Annotated in this window: 15 protein-coding genes; 6 read left to right on the plus strand and 9 right to left on the minus strand. The window is 70.4% G+C overall.

The features are described from left to right. The first annotated feature begins 12 nt into the window (after positions 1 to 12). Positions 13 to 1,023 carry a branched-chain amino acid ABC transporter permease gene (locus J2Z33_RS00670; protein ID WP_209836849.1) on the plus strand — a complete coding sequence of 337 codons (1,011 nt, stop codon included), beginning with the start codon at positions 13 to 15 and terminating at the stop codon, positions 1,021 to 1,023. Beyond that, a complete protein-coding gene (locus J2Z33_RS00675) occupies positions 1,020 to 2,366 on the plus strand; it encodes a branched-chain amino acid ABC transporter permease (RefSeq protein ID WP_209836851.1) in 1,347 nt (448 codons plus the stop codon). Before J2Z33_RS00670 ends, J2Z33_RS00675 begins: the two co-directional genes overlap by 4 nt. Before the next feature lie 28 nt (positions 2,367 to 2,394). Here the strand turns inward: J2Z33_RS00675 and J2Z33_RS00680 are convergent, their stop codons facing one another. Beyond that, the gene (locus J2Z33_RS00680; protein ID WP_245218363.1) at positions 2,395 to 3,276 is read right to left on the minus strand and encodes an NAD(P)-dependent oxidoreductase; all 882 of its coding nucleotides are present in this window, start codon (positions 3,274 to 3,276) and stop codon (positions 2,395 to 2,397) included. 82 nt (positions 3,277 to 3,358) lie between these two features. On the opposite strand from J2Z33_RS00680, the gene J2Z33_RS00685 reads away from it, so the two are divergent. Beyond that, positions 3,359 to 5,827: a penicillin acylase family protein gene (locus J2Z33_RS00685; protein ID WP_209836855.1), complete on the plus strand. Its 2,469-nt coding sequence runs from the start codon at positions 3,359 to 3,361 to the stop codon at positions 5,825 to 5,827. Positions 5,828 to 5,876: 49 nt separating this feature from the next. Here the strand turns inward: J2Z33_RS00685 and hflX are convergent, their stop codons facing one another. The 7 genes from hflX to dusB all read right to left on the minus strand — a co-directional run bounded on the left by hflX (position 5,877) and on the right by dusB (position 14,799). Further along, positions 5,877 to 7,148, minus strand: a complete 1,272-nt coding sequence (hflX, locus tag J2Z33_RS00690) for a GTPase HflX (RefSeq protein WP_209837463.1) — start codon at positions 7,146 to 7,148, stop codon at positions 5,877 to 5,879. Positions 7,149 to 7,154: 6 nt separating this feature from the next. Further along, positions 7,155 to 7,388: an RNA chaperone Hfq gene (gene hfq / locus J2Z33_RS00695; protein WP_139075918.1), complete on the minus strand. Its 234-nt coding sequence runs from the start codon at positions 7,386 to 7,388 to the stop codon at positions 7,155 to 7,157. Between the two features lie 206 nt (positions 7,389 to 7,594). Next, complete coding sequence (gene ntrX, locus J2Z33_RS00700) at positions 7,595 to 8,992, minus strand: nitrogen assimilation response regulator NtrX (protein ID WP_209836857.1); 1,398 nt, start codon at positions 8,990 to 8,992, stop codon at positions 7,595 to 7,597. A 4-nt stretch (positions 8,993 to 8,996) separates the two neighbouring features. After that, complete coding sequence (locus J2Z33_RS00705) at positions 8,997 to 11,249, minus strand: sensor histidine kinase NtrY-like (protein ID WP_209836859.1); 2,253 nt, start codon at positions 11,247 to 11,249, stop codon at positions 8,997 to 8,999. Positions 11,250 to 11,341: 92 nt separating this feature from the next. Next, positions 11,342 to 12,715 (minus strand): sigma 54-interacting transcriptional regulator, encoded by a 1,374-nt coding sequence (locus tag J2Z33_RS00710; protein WP_209836861.1) that lies wholly within the window; start codon positions 12,713 to 12,715, stop codon positions 11,342 to 11,344. Continuing rightward, the gene (locus J2Z33_RS00715; RefSeq protein WP_209836863.1) at positions 12,716 to 13,801 is read right to left on the minus strand and encodes a two-component system sensor histidine kinase NtrB; all 1,086 of its coding nucleotides are present in this window, start codon (positions 13,799 to 13,801) and stop codon (positions 12,716 to 12,718) included. After that, positions 13,798 to 14,799 carry a tRNA dihydrouridine synthase DusB gene (gene dusB / locus J2Z33_RS00720; protein WP_209836865.1) on the minus strand — a complete coding sequence of 334 codons (1,002 nt, stop codon included), beginning with the start codon at positions 14,797 to 14,799 and terminating at the stop codon, positions 13,798 to 13,800. Before dusB ends, J2Z33_RS00715 begins: the two co-directional genes overlap by 4 nt. Positions 14,800 to 14,989: 190 nt before the next feature. Between dusB and J2Z33_RS00725 the strand changes: the two genes are divergently transcribed. From J2Z33_RS00725 to J2Z33_RS00735, 3 genes are read left to right on the plus strand one after another with little or no spacing between them, the layout of a single operon-like run. After that, positions 14,990 to 16,126, plus strand: coding sequence for a bifunctional 2-C-methyl-D-erythritol 4-phosphate cytidylyltransferase/2-C-methyl-D-erythritol 2,4-cyclodiphosphate synthase (locus tag J2Z33_RS00725; protein ID WP_209836867.1), 1,137 nt, complete (start codon positions 14,990 to 14,992; stop codon positions 16,124 to 16,126). Further along, positions 16,123 to 16,623, plus strand: a complete 501-nt coding sequence (locus J2Z33_RS00730; RefSeq protein ID WP_209836869.1) for a phosphatidylglycerophosphatase A family protein — start codon at positions 16,123 to 16,125, stop codon at positions 16,621 to 16,623. The genes J2Z33_RS00725 and J2Z33_RS00730 overlap by 4 nt, the downstream gene beginning before the upstream one ends. After that, positions 16,620 to 17,093 (plus strand): CinA family protein, encoded by a 474-nt coding sequence (locus J2Z33_RS00735; protein ID WP_209836871.1) that lies wholly within the window; start codon positions 16,620 to 16,622, stop codon positions 17,091 to 17,093. The genes J2Z33_RS00730 and J2Z33_RS00735 overlap by 4 nt, the downstream gene beginning before the upstream one ends. Here J2Z33_RS00735 and J2Z33_RS00740 read toward each other — a convergent pair. Beyond that, on the minus strand, positions 17,069 to 17,527 hold the full coding sequence (locus J2Z33_RS00740) for a type II toxin-antitoxin system RatA family toxin (protein ID WP_209836873.1): 459 nt from the start codon (positions 17,525 to 17,527) through the stop codon (positions 17,069 to 17,071). The genes J2Z33_RS00735 and J2Z33_RS00740 overlap by 25 nt on opposite strands. Positions 17,528 to 17,636: the final 109 nt, after the last annotated feature.

The raw sequence follows: 17,636 nt of genomic DNA on the forward strand, positions 1-17,636 counted from the left end.
CCGGAGACCCTGATGGACCTGCTCAACGCCCTCGTCACCTTCCTGAACTTCGTGTTCATCCCGGCCGCCGCCTATGGGGCGCAGCTCGCGCTGGGCGCGCTCGGGGCGACGCTCGTCTACGGCATCCTGCGATTCTCCAACTTCGCGCATGGCGAGACGATGGCCTTCGGGACGGCGGCGACGATCCTCCTGACCTTCGGGTTGCAGGCGCTCGGCGTGACCTTCGGCCCGCTGCCGACGGCGCTGCTCGCGCTGCCCTTGGGCATCGCCGCGACGGCGCTCCTCGTGCTGGGCACCGACCGGGCGGTGTATCGCTTCTACCGCGTCAAGCGGGCGGCGCCTGTGATCTACGTCGTCGCCTCCCTGGGCGTCATGTTCATCATGAGCGCGATCACCCGCTTCCTCGTCGGCGTGGAGGACATCCAGTTCACGGACGGCGCGCGCTTCGTGATCAACGCCCGCGACTTCCGCGACTGGTCGGGGCTGGAGGAGGGGCTGGCGCTTCGCTCCACCCAGCTCATCACGCTGGTGGTTGCGGCGCTCGCGGTGGCGGCGCTGTTCTGGTTCCTGAACCGCACCCGCACCGGCAAGTCGATGCGGGCGTTCTCGGACAACGAGGACCTCGCGCTGCTGTCGGGCATCAACCCCGACCGTGTGGTGGCCGTGACCTGGATCATCGTCGCGGCGCTGACGACCACAGCGGGCGTGCTCTACGGCCTCGACAAGAGCTTCAAGGCATTCACCTACTTCCAGCTCTTGCTGCCGATCTTCGCGGCCGCCGTCGTGGGCGGCCTCGGCAACCCGCTCGGCGCCATCGCCGGCGGCTTCGTGATCGCCTTCTCCGAGGTCATGGTCACCTATGCCTGGAAGCAGGTCGTGGCCTACGCCGTGCCGGGCGACTGGGTGCCGGCGGGCCTGCTGCAACTCATGACCACCGAATACAAGTTCGCGGTCTCCTTCGCGATCCTCATCATCGTCCTCCTGTTCAAGCCCACGGGCCTCTTCAAGGGTCAATCGGTATGACCACCCTCCCCGACGCGACCCTAGCCAAGCCCATCGCCCGCCCGGACCACCTCCGCGCCGTCCTGCTTTATGCCGGCATGGCGGCGCTGATCGCGGTGACCGGCGCGGCGATGGGCTGGAACTACGCGCTGACCGTCGTGAACATGGGCCTGATCTCGGCCATCATGGCGCTGGGCGTGAACCTGCAATGGGGCTTCGCCGGGCTCTTCAACGTGGGCGTCATGGGCTTCGTCGCCCTGGGCGGCCTCGCCACCGTCCTGGTCGCCACGCCGCCCCAGCCGGAGGCCTGGAGCGCCGGCGGCCTGCGCGTCATCGCAGGCCTGGCGCTCGGAGCGCTCACCGTCGTGGCGCTGGTCGTGCTGCGCGGGCGCATGACGGCGGGCCGTGGCCGGGCGCTGGCCCTGGTCGTCGTCGGTGTCCTCGGCTTCCTCGCGGCCCGCTGGGTCCTCGACCCCGGCGTGCTCGCCGTCGAGGCGGTGAACCCCTCGGTCAGCGGCAACCTCGGTGGCCTCGGCCTCCCCGTCCTGCTCGCCTGGCCCGCCGGGGGGCTGCTCGCCGCCGGCGCGGCCTGGATCATCGGCAAGACCGCCCTGGGCCTGCGCTCGGACTACCTCGCCATCGCGACGCTGGGCATCGCCGAGATCATCCTCGCGGTGATGAAGAACGAGGACTGGCTCGCCCGGGGCGTCAAGAACGTGGTGGGCCTGCCCGCTCCCGTGCCGCAGGAGATCGCGCTCCAGACCGACCCGGCCTTCGTCGCCCGCGCCGCCTCGCTGGGCCTGAGCGCGGTGGACGCCTCGACGCTCTGGGTGAAGGTGCTCTACCTCGGCCTCTTCGCCGTGGTCCTCGCCGGGCTCCTCCTCCTGGCGCAGCTCGCGCTGAAAAGCCCCTGGGGCCGGATGATGCGCGCCATCCGCGACAACGAGGTGGCGGCCGAGGCGATGGGCAAGGACGTTACCGCCCGGCATCTCCAGATCTTCGTCCTGGGGTCGGCGCTCTGCGGCATCGCCGGGGCGATGATGGTGACGCTCGACGGCCAGCTCACGCCGGGCTCCTACCAGCCGCTCCGCTACACCTTCCTGATCTGGGTGATGGTGATCGTCGGCGGCTCGGGCAACAACTGGGGCGCGGTGCTGGGCGGCTTCCTGATCTGGTGGCTCTGGGTGATCGTGGAACCGGTGGGCAACGCGCTCTTCGGCGCCCTCGCCACCGTGCTGCCACCCGATTCGCCCATCGCGTCGCACCTCCAGGACGCGAGCGCGCATATGCGGCTGCTGACCATGGGTCTCGTGCTGCTCCTGATGCTGCGCTTCTCGCCACGGGGCCTGATCCCGGAACGCTGAAGGCGGGCGGGCTCCCGGTCCGCTCCCTTTAACGCCGCAGCCTTTTGATGAGGCTCGACGTGTCCCAGCGCCCGCCCCCCATGGCCTGCACGTCGCCGTAGAACTGGTCCACGAGGGCTGTGACGGGCAGGCTCGCCCCGATCTCCCGCCCGGCGTCGAGGCAGATGCCGAGGTCCTTCCGCATCCAGTCCACCGCGAAGCCGTGGTCGAAGCGGTCCTCCAGCATCGTCCCATGCCGGTTCGCCATCTGCCACGACCCGGCCGCGCCTTGGGAGATCACCTCGACGAGCGCCCGTCCGTCGAGCCCCGCCTTCTCGGCGAAGGCCAGCGCCTCCGACAGCCCCTGCACGAGCCCCGCGATGGCGATCTGGTTCGCCATCTTCGCCATCTGGCCCGCCCCCGCCTCGCCGAGCCTCCGGCAAACCTTGGCGTAGGGTGCCACGATCGCCTCGGCCTGTGCGTAGTCGCCTTCCGCGCCGCCGCACATGATCGAGAGCTGGCCCTTCTCCGCCCCCGCCTGCCCGCCCGAGACCGGCGCGTCCACGTAGCCGATCCCGCGCCGCGCGGCCTCGGCGGCCAGCTCACGCGTGACCTTGGCGCTGACCGTGGTGTGGTCGATGAAGAGCGTTCCTTCCGCCATTCCCGCGAAGGCCCCGTCGGGGCCAAGGCAGACGCTTCGCAGGTCGTCATCGTTGCCCACGCAGGCCAGGACGGCCTGGACCGCTTCCGCCGCCTCGCGGGGCGTGGGCGCGCTCCGGTGCCCATGCTTCGCCACCCAAGCCTCCGTCCTGGCGGACGTGCGATTGTAGACCGTGACCGATGCGCCGGCGCGCGCCAGATGCCCGGCCATCGGTCCGCCCATCACGCCCAATCCCAGGAAGGCGAGCCGTTCCCCCGTCCTGTCCGCCATGCGCTTGCCCCCTTCGCCAAAGCCTGCCAAACGGTTGCCCGCACCTTCCGACCGCGTCAACCAAGTCTCCTGGAGCCCTCCCTTGGTCATCCTCTTCCGTTGGCTGTTCCGGGCGACGGTGGCGCTCATCGCCTTGGGCGTCGCGGGCTTCGGGCTGGCTTACTGGCTCGCCGCGCGCTCGCTGCCCGACTACGACGCCACGGCCGAGGTCGCGGGCCTTTCGGCCCCGGTCGAGATCGTGCGGGACCATTCGGACGTGCCGCACGTCTTCGGCGCGACCGACGAGGACGTGTTTTTCGGCTTGGGCTACGCGCAGGCGCAGGACCGGCTCTGGCAGATGATCCTGCTGCGCCGCACTGCCCAGGGCCGCTTGTCCGAGATCTTCGGAGAACGGACCCTGCCCATCGACCGGCTGATGCGACGGCTCGACCTCTACGCCCTCGCCACCCGCTCGGTCGAGGCGCAGGACGCGGAGGCGCGGCGTGCCCTCGACGCCTATAGTGCTGGGGTGAACGCTTGGCTGGCCGAGGTCAACGAGGGCGCCCGGGGACGCGGCGCGCCCGAGATGTGGCTCTTCCCGCAGGCGATCGCGCCCTGGCAGCCGGCCGACTCGCTGGCGGTTCTCAAGCTGATGGCGCTCCAGCTCAACGCCCAGATCGACGCCGAGGTGCTGCGAGCCCGGGCCTCGCTCGTCCTCGCCCCGGAGCGCCTGGCCGACCTCCTTCCCGACATGCCGGGACCCGGCGTGGCCGCCCTGCCCGCCTATGCCGAGCTTGTCCCCGGCGCGCGACCGAGCTTTGCCCAGGCGGCGCCGCGCGACCCTCTGTTCCCCAACGCCGGCCTGCCCTTCGCCGGAGCCTCGAACGCTTGGGCGGCGGGGGTGGCGCGCTCGGCCTCGGGCGCGACGCTTCTCGCCAACGACCCGCATCTCGGGTTGACCGCACCCTCGCTTTTCTACCTCGCCCGTCTGGAGCTGCGGAGCGGCGGCGTCATCGGCGGCACCATCCCCGGCCTGCCGCTGATCCTGTCCGGCCGCTCCGCCGACCTGGGCTGGGGCGTCACCTCCAGCTACCTCGACGACCTGGACATCCATGCCGAGGAGGTGAACACGGAGGACCCAAGCCAGTATCGCACCCCGGACGGCTGGGCGGCCTTCGTGACCCGCGACAGCATCATCGAGGTGAAGGACGCGCCTGCCGTCACTATTCGGCTAGAATGGACGCAGAACGGCCCCGTCCTTGGCCCGGAAGACTTCGACCTCGGCCTCGTCCGCCCGGCGGGCCACGTCATGTCGTTGTCGTGGACGGCGCTCTCGGACCGCGACACGACGTTCAGCGCCGGCCTGCGCCTGATGCGCGCCCACGACGTGGAGGAGGGGCTGGCAGCGGGGCGACTCCTCGTCGCGCCGTCGCAGAATCTCGTTTTGGCCGACCGCAACAGGATCGCCATGACGACGGTCGGCGCGATCCCCGTCCGCGATGCAGGCCACGAGAGCCAGGGCCGGATGCCGACGCTGGGTTACAAGCCGCAGAACCGCTGGAAGGGGGTCCGCCCGGCCTCGGCCAACCCGGTCTTCCTCGATCCCCCGGGCGGCCTCGTGGGGAACACCAACAACAAGATCCTCGACGCGCCCTTCCCGGACCACCTGTCCTTCCTCTGGGGCGACAGCCAGCGCATCCAGCGGTGGCAGTTCCTGATGCAATCGCGCGAGCTGCACAGCCGCGACAGCTTCGTCGAGGCGCAGCTCGACACCGTGTCCCCCGCCGCGCGCACCCTCCTGCCGCTGGTCGGCCGCGACCTCTGGTTCACCGGCGACGCCGCCCCCGACGGCACGCCCGAGCGGCAGCGCCAGCGCGCGCTCGAACTCCTGGCCGAGTGGAACGGCGAGATGAACGAGCACCTTCCCGAGCCCCTGATCTATTCGGCCTGGATGCGCGCGCTGCAGGAGCGGCTGATCCGCGACGAGCTGGGGCCTTTGGCCGACCCCTTCACCCACATGGAACCGCTGTTCATCGAGCGGGTGTTCAGGGACATCAATGGGGCCTCGGTCTGGTGCGACGTGCGGCAGTCCGCCCCTGTGGAGACCTGCGACGACATCGCCCGTCAGGCGCTCGACGACGCCCTGGTCGCAATCGCCGAATCCCGCGGGGCCGCGCTTGAGTCGCTGCGCTGGGGCGATGCCCACGAGGCGGCGCACAACCACCCCGTGCTCGGTGGGACGCCGCTCCTGTCCTGGTTCGTCAACCTCCGCCAGTCCACGAGCGGCGACGATCACACGCTGAACCGCGCCCGCACTCTCGGCACGGGACCGAACCCCTATCTCAACGTCCACGCGGCGGTCTATCGCGGCGTCTACGACTTCGCGGACCCGGACTCGTCGGTGTTCATCGTCTCGACGGGCCAGTCCGGCCACCCGCTGTCGCGCCACTACGACGACCTGGGCGAGCTCTGGCGGCGGGGCGAATACATTCCGATGTCGCTCGACCCGGCGCTCGCGCGCGCCGCGGCGGTGGGGATCACGGAGCTGGTGCCGGAGGCCACGGCCCCATAAGGGGGACCCAAGCCCGCCACCATCGCTCCGGGCAAGGCCGAGGTCCGTCCTACAGCGTCAGGAATCTATCCTTCTGCCGCGCGGTCCAGCGCACCCGCATCCGCGTGCCGCGCTCCTCCTCCTGCTCCGACAGCACGAGCCGGTTCTCGTGGAGCCAAGCCCGCAGACGCCCGGCGGCGAAGGGGACCACGATCTCCTCCTCCTCCCGGGGCTCATCGAGCCGCCGCGCAACCTCGGCCAGGAGGACATCCAGCCCCTCCCCGCTCAGCGCCGAGACGGGGAACACGGCAGGCTCTCGGTCCCCTTGGACCTGCACGGCCGCGCGGCCCCCCCCGTTCAGGAGGTCGATCTTGTTCCAGACCTCGATCAGCGGCGTCGCCTCGGTCACGCCGAGGCTCTGCAGGATCGTCTCCACGTCCCGCGCCTGGGAGTCGGTCTGCGGATGGCTGATGTCGCGGACGTGCAGGATCAGGTCGGCGTCCAGCACCTCCTCCAGCGTGGCGCGGAAGGCCGCGACCAGTTCCGTCGGCAGATCGCTGATGAAGCCCACCGTGTCCGACAGGATCACGTCCAGCCCCGCAGGGAGTCGCACCCGCCGCATCGTCGGGTCCAGCGTGGCGAAAAGCATGTCCTTCGCCAGCACCTCGGCCCCGGTGAGGCTGTTGAAGATCGTGCTCTTGCCGGCGTTGGTGTAGCCCACCAGCGCCACCACCGGGAACGGCACCTTGGCCCGCGCCGCGCGGTGCAGCGTCCGCGTCCGCGCCACCCGGTCGATCTGCCGCCGAAGCTTGATGAGCTGGTCGTCGATCGCCCGCCGGTCGGCCTCGATCTGCGTCTCGCCGGGGCCGCCGACGAAGCCGAAGCCGCCACGCTGCCTCTCGAGGTGGGTCCACGATCGCACCAGCCGCGTGCGCTGGTAGCTCAGCGCCGCCATCTCGACCTGCAACACGCCCTCGCGCGTCCGCGCCCGGTCGGCGAAGATCTCCAGGATCAGCCCTGTCCGGTCGAGGAGCTTCACGCCCCATTCCTTCTCGAGGTTGCGCTGCTGCACAGGGCTCACCGACCCGTCCACCAGAACCAGCTCGACCTCATGAGCCTGGAAGCGGGCCTTCAGCTCCTCGATCTTGCCCGAGCCGAACAACATCCCTGGATGGACCCGAGCGAGCCGCACCACCTCCGAGCCCTGCACGTCGAGCCCCGGGAGCGCCGCCGCGAGCGCCACCGCCTCGGACAGCGCCGGATCGGCGGGCCGGGCGTCGCGGTCGCCCTTCACCTCCGGATGGATGACCCAGGCCTTGGTCGCCTTGTCGCCCCGCTCCAGCAAGGACTACTCGTCCCCGTCGTAGAGGTTGATCGGCTGCGCCGGCATGATGGTCGAGATCGCGCTCTTGTAGACGAGCTGGGACTGGCCGTCCCGGCGCAGCAGCACGCAGAACGAATCGAACCACGTGATGACGCCCTGCAGCTTGACGCCGTTGATGAGGAAGATGGTCACGGGAACCTTGGTCTTGCGGACGTGGTTGAGGAACGCGTCCTGAAGGTTCTGCTTGCTGTCGGCCATGCCGGCTCCCGTCTTGTTCTTGCGGCCCTGCATCGGCGAGCCGTCCCCGTCAGCCTCACTATGCCGCGACACGGCCGGGGACTCCATCCCGGTGGAAGGCACTGGCGCGACAACTGTGGCGGGTTTGCCCTGGGTGGCGGCCGCCCTGGTGGCGGCCAGCCCCAGGACCCGCCGCGGCGCCGGACTCTGACCTTCGTCGTTCGACATCACCCTTCCTCCGCATAGACGAGTCGCGGCGTCGTCTTCAGCCCGGTCACGACCCCGAGAGACTTCAGCTTACGATGTAGCGCGGAACGTTCCATCCCCACGAAGGCCGCCGTGCGAGAAATGTTGCCGCCGAAGCGGTTGATCTGCGTCAGCAGGTATTCCTTCTCGAAGAGCTCCCGCGCCTCGCGGAGCGGCAGCGTGGCGAGGCCGCCCGACAGCACCACGCGGCCCTCCTCGGTGGCGCCCTCCTCGGGCGAGGGCAGCTCCCTGGCGCAGATGTCGCCGGAAGGCTCGCCCAGGATCAGCACGCGCTCGATCACGTTCCGCAACTGGCGGACGTTGCCGGGCCAGAGCATCGTCTGGAGGAGAGCCCGCGCATCCTCGCCAATCCGCCGCAGCGGCAGGCCCTGGGTGCGGTTGAGAAGCTGGACGAAATGCTCGGCCAAAAGCGGGATGTCCTCCCGCCGCTCCTCCAGCGAGGGCACGGCGATGGGGACGACGTTGAGCCGGTGGAACAGCTCCTGCCGGAAGCTGCCCGCCGCGATGGCCGCCTGCAGGTCGCGATTGGTCGAGGAGATCACGCGCAGGTCCACCTGCACCTTGTCGCCGCCACCGACCCGCGTGAACTGCTGATCCACGAGCACCCGCAGGATCTTGGACTGGGTGCCCAGCGGCATGTCCGCCACCTCGTCGAAGTAGATCACCCCCCCGTGCGCCTGTTCCATCAGGCCTTTCTCGACGCCCTTGCCGGCGCTCTCGCGGCCGAACAGTACCTCCTCGAACCGCTCGGGCGCGATGGAGGCGGAGGAGACCACCACGAAGGGGCCGCCCGCGCGGTTGGAGTTCGCGTGGATGTAGCGCGCCGCCGTCTCCTTGCCGGCGCCGGGCTCGCCGGTCAGCATCACCCGGCCGTTCGACTTGGTCACCTTGTCGAGCTGCGAGCGGAGCTGGCGCAGCGCCGCCGACTCCCCCAGCATCTCGGCCTTCTGACTGTCGCCGCGCTTGAGCGCGATGTTCTCGCGCCGCAGCCGAGAGGTCTCCATCGCCCGGCGGATCACCACCAGGAGCTGCTCGATGTTGAACGGCTTCTCGATGAAGTCGTAGGCCCCCTGCTTGATCGCGGCGACCGCGATCTCGATGTTGCCGTGCCCCGAAATGATGATGATCGGGATCTCGGGATGCTCGCGCTTGACCTGCTTGAGGATGTCGATCCCGTCCATCCGGCTGTCCTTGAGCCAGATGTCGAGGATCATCAGCGCCGGGACCTCCCGCGCGATCTCGGCCATGCACTGGTCCGAGGTCCCGGCGAGCCGGGTCGAATAGCCCTCGTCCTTCAGGATGTCCGAGATCAGCTCGCGGATGTCGCGCTCGTCGTCGGTGATCAGGATGTCGCCCATCTCTTTAGACCGCCCTTCTTGCCTGTGCTGTTTCTGCTGCTGCTTCGATGTCGTGCCGCGCCTTGATCGGCAGCCGGAGGACGGCGCGAGCCCCCCGACCTTCGCCGTCCTCGAGCGCCAGCGTTCCGCCGTGCTCCTCGATGATCTTCTTGACGATGGGAAGGCCCAGGCCCGTCCCCTTCGCTCGTGTCGTGACGTAGGGCTCGAACAGCCGGGCGCGATCCTCGGGCAATCCGATGCCGTTGTCCTCGATGGCAACCCGCGCCACGCGGCCCTGCACGGTCAGGGCGACGCGGATGGTGGGCACGAACCCCTCTTCCGGTCCCTGCTCCTGCCGGCTCTCGATGGCCTCGCCCGCGTTCTTGATGAGGTTGGTCAGCGCCTGCGAGATCATCGTCGGATCGACCTCGGCCGGGACCGCCTGCGCCGGCAGCACGGTCTCGAACCGGACGCCGGGCTGCCCCGCCTCCTGAAGCGTCACGGCATCGCGCACCAGCGCCGTCAGGTCCGAGTCGCGCCGGTCGGGCTCGGGCATCCGCGCGAAGCGCGAGAACTCGTCCACGATCCGTCGCAGGTCCTCGGTCTGGCGCACGATCACGTCGGTCATCTGCTCCAGGTCCGCCGCCTCGTCCCCGAGCCTGCGGCCGAACTTGCGCTTGATCCTCTCGGCCGACAGCCGGATCGGCGTCAGCGGGTTCTTGATCTCGTGGGCGATGCGCCGGGCCACGTCGCCCCAGGCCGCCATGCGCTGCGCCGACACGAGGTCCGTCACGTCGTCGAAGGCCACCACGTAGCCTTCCAGCGAGCCGTCGTCCGTCCGCCGGGGCGACATCCGCACCAGCAGCATCTCCTGCTTGCCGCCGCGCACCAGCGCGACCTGCTCCTGCACCGTCTCGCGCCCCTCGCGGCGCAGAGTCTGGAACAGAGGCTCGAACTCCGGCACGGCGGCGACCAGCGCCGTCTCCGTCCGCACCCCCTCCACGTCGAGCAGCCGCAGCGCCGAGCGGTTGGCGAAGGTCACGCGCCCCGAGGGATCGAGCCCCACCACCCCCGACGTCACCGAGGACAGCACCGAGTCGAACAGCCGCCGCCGCCGCTCGATCTGCCCCGTCGTCTCCAAAAGCGTCTCGCGCTGCGCCTTGAGACGGCTGGTCATCTGGTTGAAGTGCCGGCCCAGCGCGGCGATCTCGTCGTCGCCGTCCTCCTCGATCACCCGCACGTCGAGGTCGCCTGCGCCCACCCGCTCCGAGGCGCCCAGCAATCGTCCGATGGGCTTGGACAATCCTTCCGCGAACCATAGCCCCAGCCAGACCGCCGCCAGGATCAGGATCAATGCGAAGCCGAGGTAAAGAAGCCCGAACTCGAACAGCAGCCGCCCCTTGTCGCGGTCGAGCTGGCGGTAGAGGTCCACCGTCTGCTGCGTCTCGTCGAGGAGAGACAGGATCTCCCCATCCACATGGCGCGTGACGTAGAGATAGCGGTCGAGGAACGACGGCATCGGGATCAGCGCCCGGAACTCGTTGTTGCCCCAGTCCTCGATGATGCGGACACCCTCGGCCTCGGCGAGCCGCAGGTCCTCGTCGGTGGGCCGCTCGTAGCCGAACTCGTAGCTGCGCGCTCCCCGCGCCCGGATCTGGCCCGAGCCGTCGATCACGAAGGCCTCGGTCAGCCCTCGCTCGATCTGGCCCTGCATCCGCCCCAGCGCCTGCCGCAGGTCGCCGTCCGACACCGCCAAGTTGGCGCGCTTCTGCTCGTCGAGATAGCGGGCGAGGCTGCGCCCGTCGCGCTCCAGCTCCTGCCGGTGCTCCTCCTTGTAGGCCTGCGCCGCCTCCAGCGACGAGGACACCACCTCGCGGACGCGGGAGGAGAACCAGCCCTCCAGTCCGACATTGATGGTGAGGACCGAGAAGATGGCCACCAGAACCGTCGGGATCAGCGCCAGCGCTCCGAAGACCCCGACCAGCCGCAGATGGAGCCGGCTCCCGGCCGATCGAGCCCGTCGCGCCGCGACCATGCGCCCGGTCTCGCGGAACACCAGCGTCGCCACGACCAGCACGTAGACGAGGTCCGCCAGCAGCACGAGACGCAGGGTTCCCGACGACTCCCCCTGATCGAGCGGCCCGAGCACAACATAGGTCAGGGCCGCCAGAACGGGGCCAAGGACCACGAGGCCCAGAGTTCCGGCGTTGCGGACCCGGCGAAGGCGCGCCCAGCGGCCAAGCCGCGTCAAACCCCTGCCCGCCAGCCCTCGCTGCACGCTCGTCGCCTCATGATGGGGCCCCTGCGGAACCCATGACCGCCCTCGCCGCGGTCCCCCGCTTGCGCGAGGGCCACGGTTCTGTGGCGGTTTTACATCAACTTCCGACGACGTGTCACGCGAATATCGAGGTCGGTGATCTTCTTCCGCAACGTGTTCCGGTTGATCCCCAGGAGGTCCGCGCAGCGGGCCTGGTTGCCGGCAGTGGCGTCCAGCGCGATCTCGATCAGCGGGACCTCCACCTCCCTGAGGATGCGATCGTAGAGCCCGACCGGCGGAAGCACTCCCCCGTGCAGGTCGAAGTAGCGCCGCAGGTGCTTGGCGACCGAGCCCATCAGCCGTTCGCCGTCGCCACCGCCGCGCAGCGGCTCCATGGCGGGCTGGTTGCCCAGGACCGACTCGACCTCGGCCTTGGTGATCTCCTCCTCCGTGGCGGTGACTACCATGCGCCGGATCGCGTTCTCCAGCTGCCGCACGTTCCCCGGCCACGAATAGCTCCGCACCAGTTCCAGCGCCCCCGGCGACAGCCGCCGCGCCGCGGCGCCCTCCTTCTCGGCCCGCGCCAGGAAGTGCTCGGCCAGGAGAGGGATGTCATCCACGCGCTCCCGCAGGCTGGGCACCACGATGGTGACGCCGCCCAGCCGATAGAACAGGTCCTCGCGGAAGCGCCCGGCTTCCATCCGCGCCATCAGGTCGGCGCGCGAGGTCGCCATCACGCGGGGGGCGCCGTCGCCCAGACCGTCGAGCATCCGAACCAGCCGTCCCTGCGCCTCCTCCGGCAGGTCGCCCACCTCGTCGAGAAGGATCGACCCGCCCCTGGCCCGCGCCACCACCGTCGCCGGTCCCTCCACCCCCTGCAGGTCGGCCGCCGAGACGGTCACGAAGGGCTGCCCCCGCCGGTCCGAGAAGTCGTGGATCGCCCGCGCGATCAGCGACTTTCCGGTGCCGGATTCCCCCGTGATCAGAACGGGAAGCGTGGTGTTCATCACCTTGGCCACGAGCCGGTAGAGCGCCTGCATCGCCGGGGTCCGCCCCACCAGCGGCAGGTCGCCGCCCCGCGACTCTCCCTCCGCCATGGGCTTCGCCATCGGTGCCGCGCGGCGCTTCACGTCCAGCGCCCGCGCCGCCCGCTTCATCAGGTCGGGCAGGTCGAAGGGCTTGGGCAGGTAGTCGTAGGCCTCGGCCTCGGCGGCCTGGATCGCCGTCATGATGGTATTCTGCGCCGAGATGACGATCACCGGCAGCCCCGGCCGCGCCGCGCCGATCTTGGGCAGCTGCTCGATCCCGTTCCCGTCCGGCATGATGACGTCCGAGATGACCAGGTCGCCCTTCCCTTCCTCCACCCAGCGCATCAGCGTCACCAGCGAGGAGGTCGCATGGACCTTGCAGCCCGCGCGGGTCAGCGCTTGGGTCAGCACGGTGCGGATCGTGCGGTCGTCGTCGGCGACAAGGACGGTGCCGTCCATTCAGCGTTCTCCTTCAGGGGGTTCGGGGGCGTCCTTGGGGGCGAGAGGCAGCGAGACGCGGAACACCGTCTTGCCCGGCACCGACTCGACCGAGATCCAGCCGCCGATGTCGCCCAGGAGCTTGGAGACGAGCGCAAGTCCCAGCCCCGTTCCGTTCTCGCGGCCCGAGACGAAGGGCTCGAAGATGTCGGCGGCGATGTCGGGCGGCAGCCCCGGCCCGTCGTCCACGATCTCGACCTGCAAGGGCAGCCGCGCCTGCGTCCCGTCCTTGCGCCGCAGCCGAAGCGAAGGCTCGTAGAAGGTCCGCAGCCGGATCGTGCCGCCCGGCTGGCCCGCCTCCGAGGCGTTCTTGATGAGGTTCAGGAAGACCTGCACGAGCTGGTCCGGGTCGGCCAGGGTGCGCGGCAGCGAGGGGTCGTAGTCCTCCACGAACCGCATATGCGCGCCCCAGCCCACGGCGGCCGACTGCCGCGCCCGGTCGAGGATGTCGTGGACGTTGACCGCCCGCACCGCCGGGGGCCGCAGGTTGCCGAACTGCTCCACCTGCTCAAGCAGCTTCACGATCCGCCGGCTTTCCTCGACGATGAGGTCGGTCAGCTCCAGGTCCGCGCCGTCCAGCCCCATCGACAGGAGCTGCGCCGCCCCAGTGATCCCGGCGAGCGGGTTCTTGATCTCGTGCGCCAGCATCTCGGCCATGCCGATGGCCGACTTCGCGGCCTTCTGGCTGCCGACGTTCTGAGTCATCCGCGACGCCATCTCGCGCGGGCCGATGAGCATCAGCATCCGGCCCTCGCTCCGCACCAGCGGCGCGAAGTGGAGGTTGCACTGCAACGGCGGCCTTTCGCCCGAGCCCACGTCCACGTCGTTGACCGACAGCGACGACCTCTGGTCCCTTGCCCGGCGGAACGCCTCTTCCAGGGGCGCGTCGATCATCACCTTGTCGAAGACCGGGGCGCCGAGCAGCGCCTTGGCCGACAGGTTCAGGAACAGCTCGGCCGCCGGGTTGGTGTCGAGGATGCGGTCGTCCGGCCCGAGCAGCAGGGCAGGTACGGGCAGCGAGGCCCAGAGCGCGTCGTTCTCGATCATGCCGCCCGCGCCTCTTCGGGCACGTCCATCAAGGCGCGCGGCAGGAGGCGCAGCACCGCCGAAGGCTCCGGGGCGGTCAGCACCAGCGCCCGCAGGTCGCACGGCGTGCCCGCCGTGTCCATGTACCAGCCCAGGTGCTTGCGCGCGACCTTGGCGCCCAGCGCGCTCCCGTAGAACGTGAGCATCGCCTCGTAATGTTCGCTCGCCATGTCGGAAAACGCCGTTCTGATCGGCACCTCCGGCGCAGCCCCGCCCGTCAGGCCAGCCGCCACCTGCGCGGGCACCCAGGGCCTCCCCTGCGCCCCACGACCGATCATCACCCCCTGCGCGCCCGAGCGCCGCAGCGCCTCCCGCGCGGTCGGCAGGTCCACGATGTCGCCGTTCGCGATCACCGGGATCGTCACCGCCGCGCGGAGGCGCCCGATCGCGTCCCAATCGGCACGACCCTTGTAGAACTGGCACCGCGTCCGGCCATGGACCGTCACCATCCGCACGCCCGCCGCCTCGGCCCGCCGGACGACATGGACCGCGTTCCGGCACTCGTCGTCCCAACCGAGCCGGGTCTTGAGCGTCACCGGCACCTTGACCGCGCCGACCACCGCCTCGATCAGCCGCAGCGCGTGGTTCGGCTCGCGCAGCAGCGCCGAGCCCGACCAGCCGTTCGTCACCTTCTTGGCCGGGCAACCCATGTTGATGTCGATGAGCCGCGCGCCGTTGGCCTCGACCATCCGCGCCGCCTCGGCCATCCAATAGGGGTCGCGCCCCGCGATCTGCACGGCGGTATTGGCCTGCCCGAACCCGAGCTCCGCCTTCTCGCGCACGCCCGGCTTGGCTTGCACCATCTCCTGGCTCGCCACCATCTCGGACACGACCCAGCCCACGCCGAACCGCGCCACCAGCGTGCGGAACGGCAGATCGGTGATCCCCGCCATTGGCGCCAGCGCTACGGGAGACGCCAGGCCGAGGCCCGGAAGGTCAAGGTCGGCGAGGTCGGACATGGGCGTGCTGCTTCCTTGGACATTTGCCCGAAATTAAGGCTTGCGCCGGTCCTACATGGAACGCCCCACCACCACAACGCGGCGATCCGTCCACCGGGCAGCCGAAACTCCGGTTGCTCAAAGTTTCATCATCAATGGCCCGGAAGCGAGGCGGTTTGCGCCGCCCCGCCAACCGCGCTAGGGACCTGCCATGGATACGGGCAAGCGCGTGGCAGGGATCGTCGTGGCCGGAGGCCGAGGCTCGCGCCTGGGCGGCCCGCCCAAGCAGTGGCGCGATCTCGGGGGGATGACCGTCGCCGGGCGGGCCGTCGAGGCTCTGGCCCGCGCCGGCCTTTCGCCCCTGGTCCTCGTCCATCCCGCTTCCGAGGCCGCCGAAGCCGCGCAACTCCGCCCCGGCCTCCTCCTCGTGCCCGGCGGCGCGACCCGCTCCGACAGCGTCCGCGCCGGGCTGGAGGCGCTCGCCGCCGATCCCCCCGACCTCGTCCTGATCCACGACGCCGCTCGCCCCTGCGCCACGCCCGCGCTGATCGCGCGGGTCGTCGCGGCGCTCGACGACAGCCCCGGTGCCGCCCCGGCCCTCCCGGTGACCGACGCCCTCTGGCGCGGCGGCTCCATCGTCGAGGGAACCCAGGCCCGCGACGGACTCTGGCGCGCGCAGACCCCGCAGGGCTTCCGCTTCGACGCGATCCTCGCCGCGCACCGCGCCCATCCGGGCGGCGCGGCGGACGACGTGGAGGTGGCCCGCGCCGCCGGGCTTGCGGTGGCCATCGTCGCGGGCGAGGAAGACAACATCAAGGTCACGCATCCGGGCGACCTCGAACGTGCCGCCCGCATCCTGGAGCAGCGCATGGACGTCAGAATGGGCAACGGCTACGACGTCCACGCCTTCGGGCCGGGCGACCACGTCACCCTCTGCGGCGTCCGCATCTCCCACTCGCAGGGCGTACTCGCCCATTCCGACGGCGACGTGGGGCTCCACGCGCTGACCGACGCGATCCTGGGCGCGCTGGCGCTCGGCGACATCGGCCAGCACTTTCCGCCCTCGGACCCGCAATGGAAGGGCGCCGACAGCACCCTCTTCCTCCGTCACGCCGGCGCCCTGGCGCGCGAGGCCGGCTACCGCGTCAGCAACGTGGACGTGACCGTGGTCTGCGAGGCGCCCAAGGTCGGCCCCCACGTTCCCGCCATGAAGCAGGCCATCGGCCAGAGCCTCGGCCTCACCCCCGACCGGGTCAGCATCAAGGCCACCACCTCCGAGCGCCTCGGCTTCACCGGCCGGCGCGAGGGCGTCGCGGCGCTGGCCACCGCCACCCTGGTGAGCGCATGAGCCGCCTCGTCGCCTCCCTTTTCGGCGTGGGCTTCCTGCGCCCCGCCCCCGGCACCTGGGGCTCGCTCGCCGCCCTGATCCTCGCCTTCCCGATCCTGCGCCACCTGGGCGCGACCGCCTTCGTCCTGCTCCTTATCGCCGTCATCGCCCTCGCCTTCTGGTCGATCCGCGACCTCCTCGCCAAGCTGGGCGAGCCCGGTCCCCACGACCCCTCCTGGGTCGTCATCGACGAACTGGCCGGCCAGTGGATCGCGCTCCTCCCCGTCGCCTTCGGCGCGGCGGCGCGCGGCGTCCCCGTGGAGCGTCTCTGGCCCGGCTGGATCGCCGCCTTCCTGCTGTTCCGCCTGTTCGACGTGTGGAAGCCCTCGCTCGTCGGCTGGGCCGACCGACGGCCCGGCGCGGGCGGCGTCCTTCTCGACGACCTCATCGCCGGCCTCTTCGCCGCCCTCGGCGTGATCGTCCTCGCCGCGATCTCCCACGGACTCCTGATGCAATGACCGCCGACCAGCTCCTCCGGGCCGCCCGCGCCCAGGGCCTCCGCCTCGCCGTCGCCGAAAGCTGCACCGGCGGCCTCCTCGCGGGCGCGCTGACCGCCCCGGCTGGCGCCTCGCTGGTCTTCGAGCGCGGGTTCGTCACCTACTCCAATGAGGCCAAGCAGGACCTCCTTGGCGTCCAAGCCGCCACTCTCGCCGCCCACGGCGCCGTCTCCGAGGAGGTCGCGGCAGAGATGGCCGGGGGTGCGCTCGCCCGCTCCCGCGCAGACCTCGCCCTGTCGATCACCGGCATCGCCGGCCCCGGCAGCTCCGACCACAAACCCGAGGGCCGCGTCTGCTTCGGCCTCGCCGCCCGCGACGGCACCCGGACCGAGACCGTCGAGTTCGGCCCCCTCGGCCGCGACGCCGTGCGCGCGGCTTCCGTCCAACACGCCCTCGCGCTCCTCGTTCAGGCGGTGGAACGCGCCCCGTAAAGCTGCTGCGCCCGCTTCTCGAAGGCGCGGACGACCTGCTGCATCGCCTGATGGAAAAACACCCCCGCCGCGTGCTGGAGCAGGCGGTTGCGGAACTCGAAGTCCGTCGCGAACGACACCTCGACGCCGCCCGGCACGTCGCGGAAGCCCCAGACGCTTTCCATCCGCTTGAACGGCCCCTCAATGTATTCCGTCTCGATCCGCTTGGGCTCCGGGAACAGCCGCACCCGACTGCCAAAGCTCTCGCGGAACAGCTTGAACGACACCACGAGGTCCGCCAGCATCTCCTGATGATCCCCCCGGTCCTCGACCGACCGGATGCGCGCCCCGGCCGTCCAGGGCAGGAACTCGGGATAGCGGGCCACGTCCGCCACGAGGTCGTACATCTGCTGCGCCGTGTAGGGCAGCACGCGGGTTTCGGAATGGCGGGTCAACGGCGTATCCTGACTGTTCGCGGCGTCATGTCGGACAGGACGGCCCCGGGATCAAGGGGCCGGGCCGCGAATAGCCCTTGAGTTCCCATTCGCGCGGCGCGACGACACG

Source organism: Rubellimicrobium aerolatum (assembly GCF_017872975.1).
Classification (GTDB): Bacteria; Pseudomonadota; Alphaproteobacteria; order Rhodobacterales; family Rhodobacteraceae; genus Rubellimicrobium; species Rubellimicrobium aerolatum.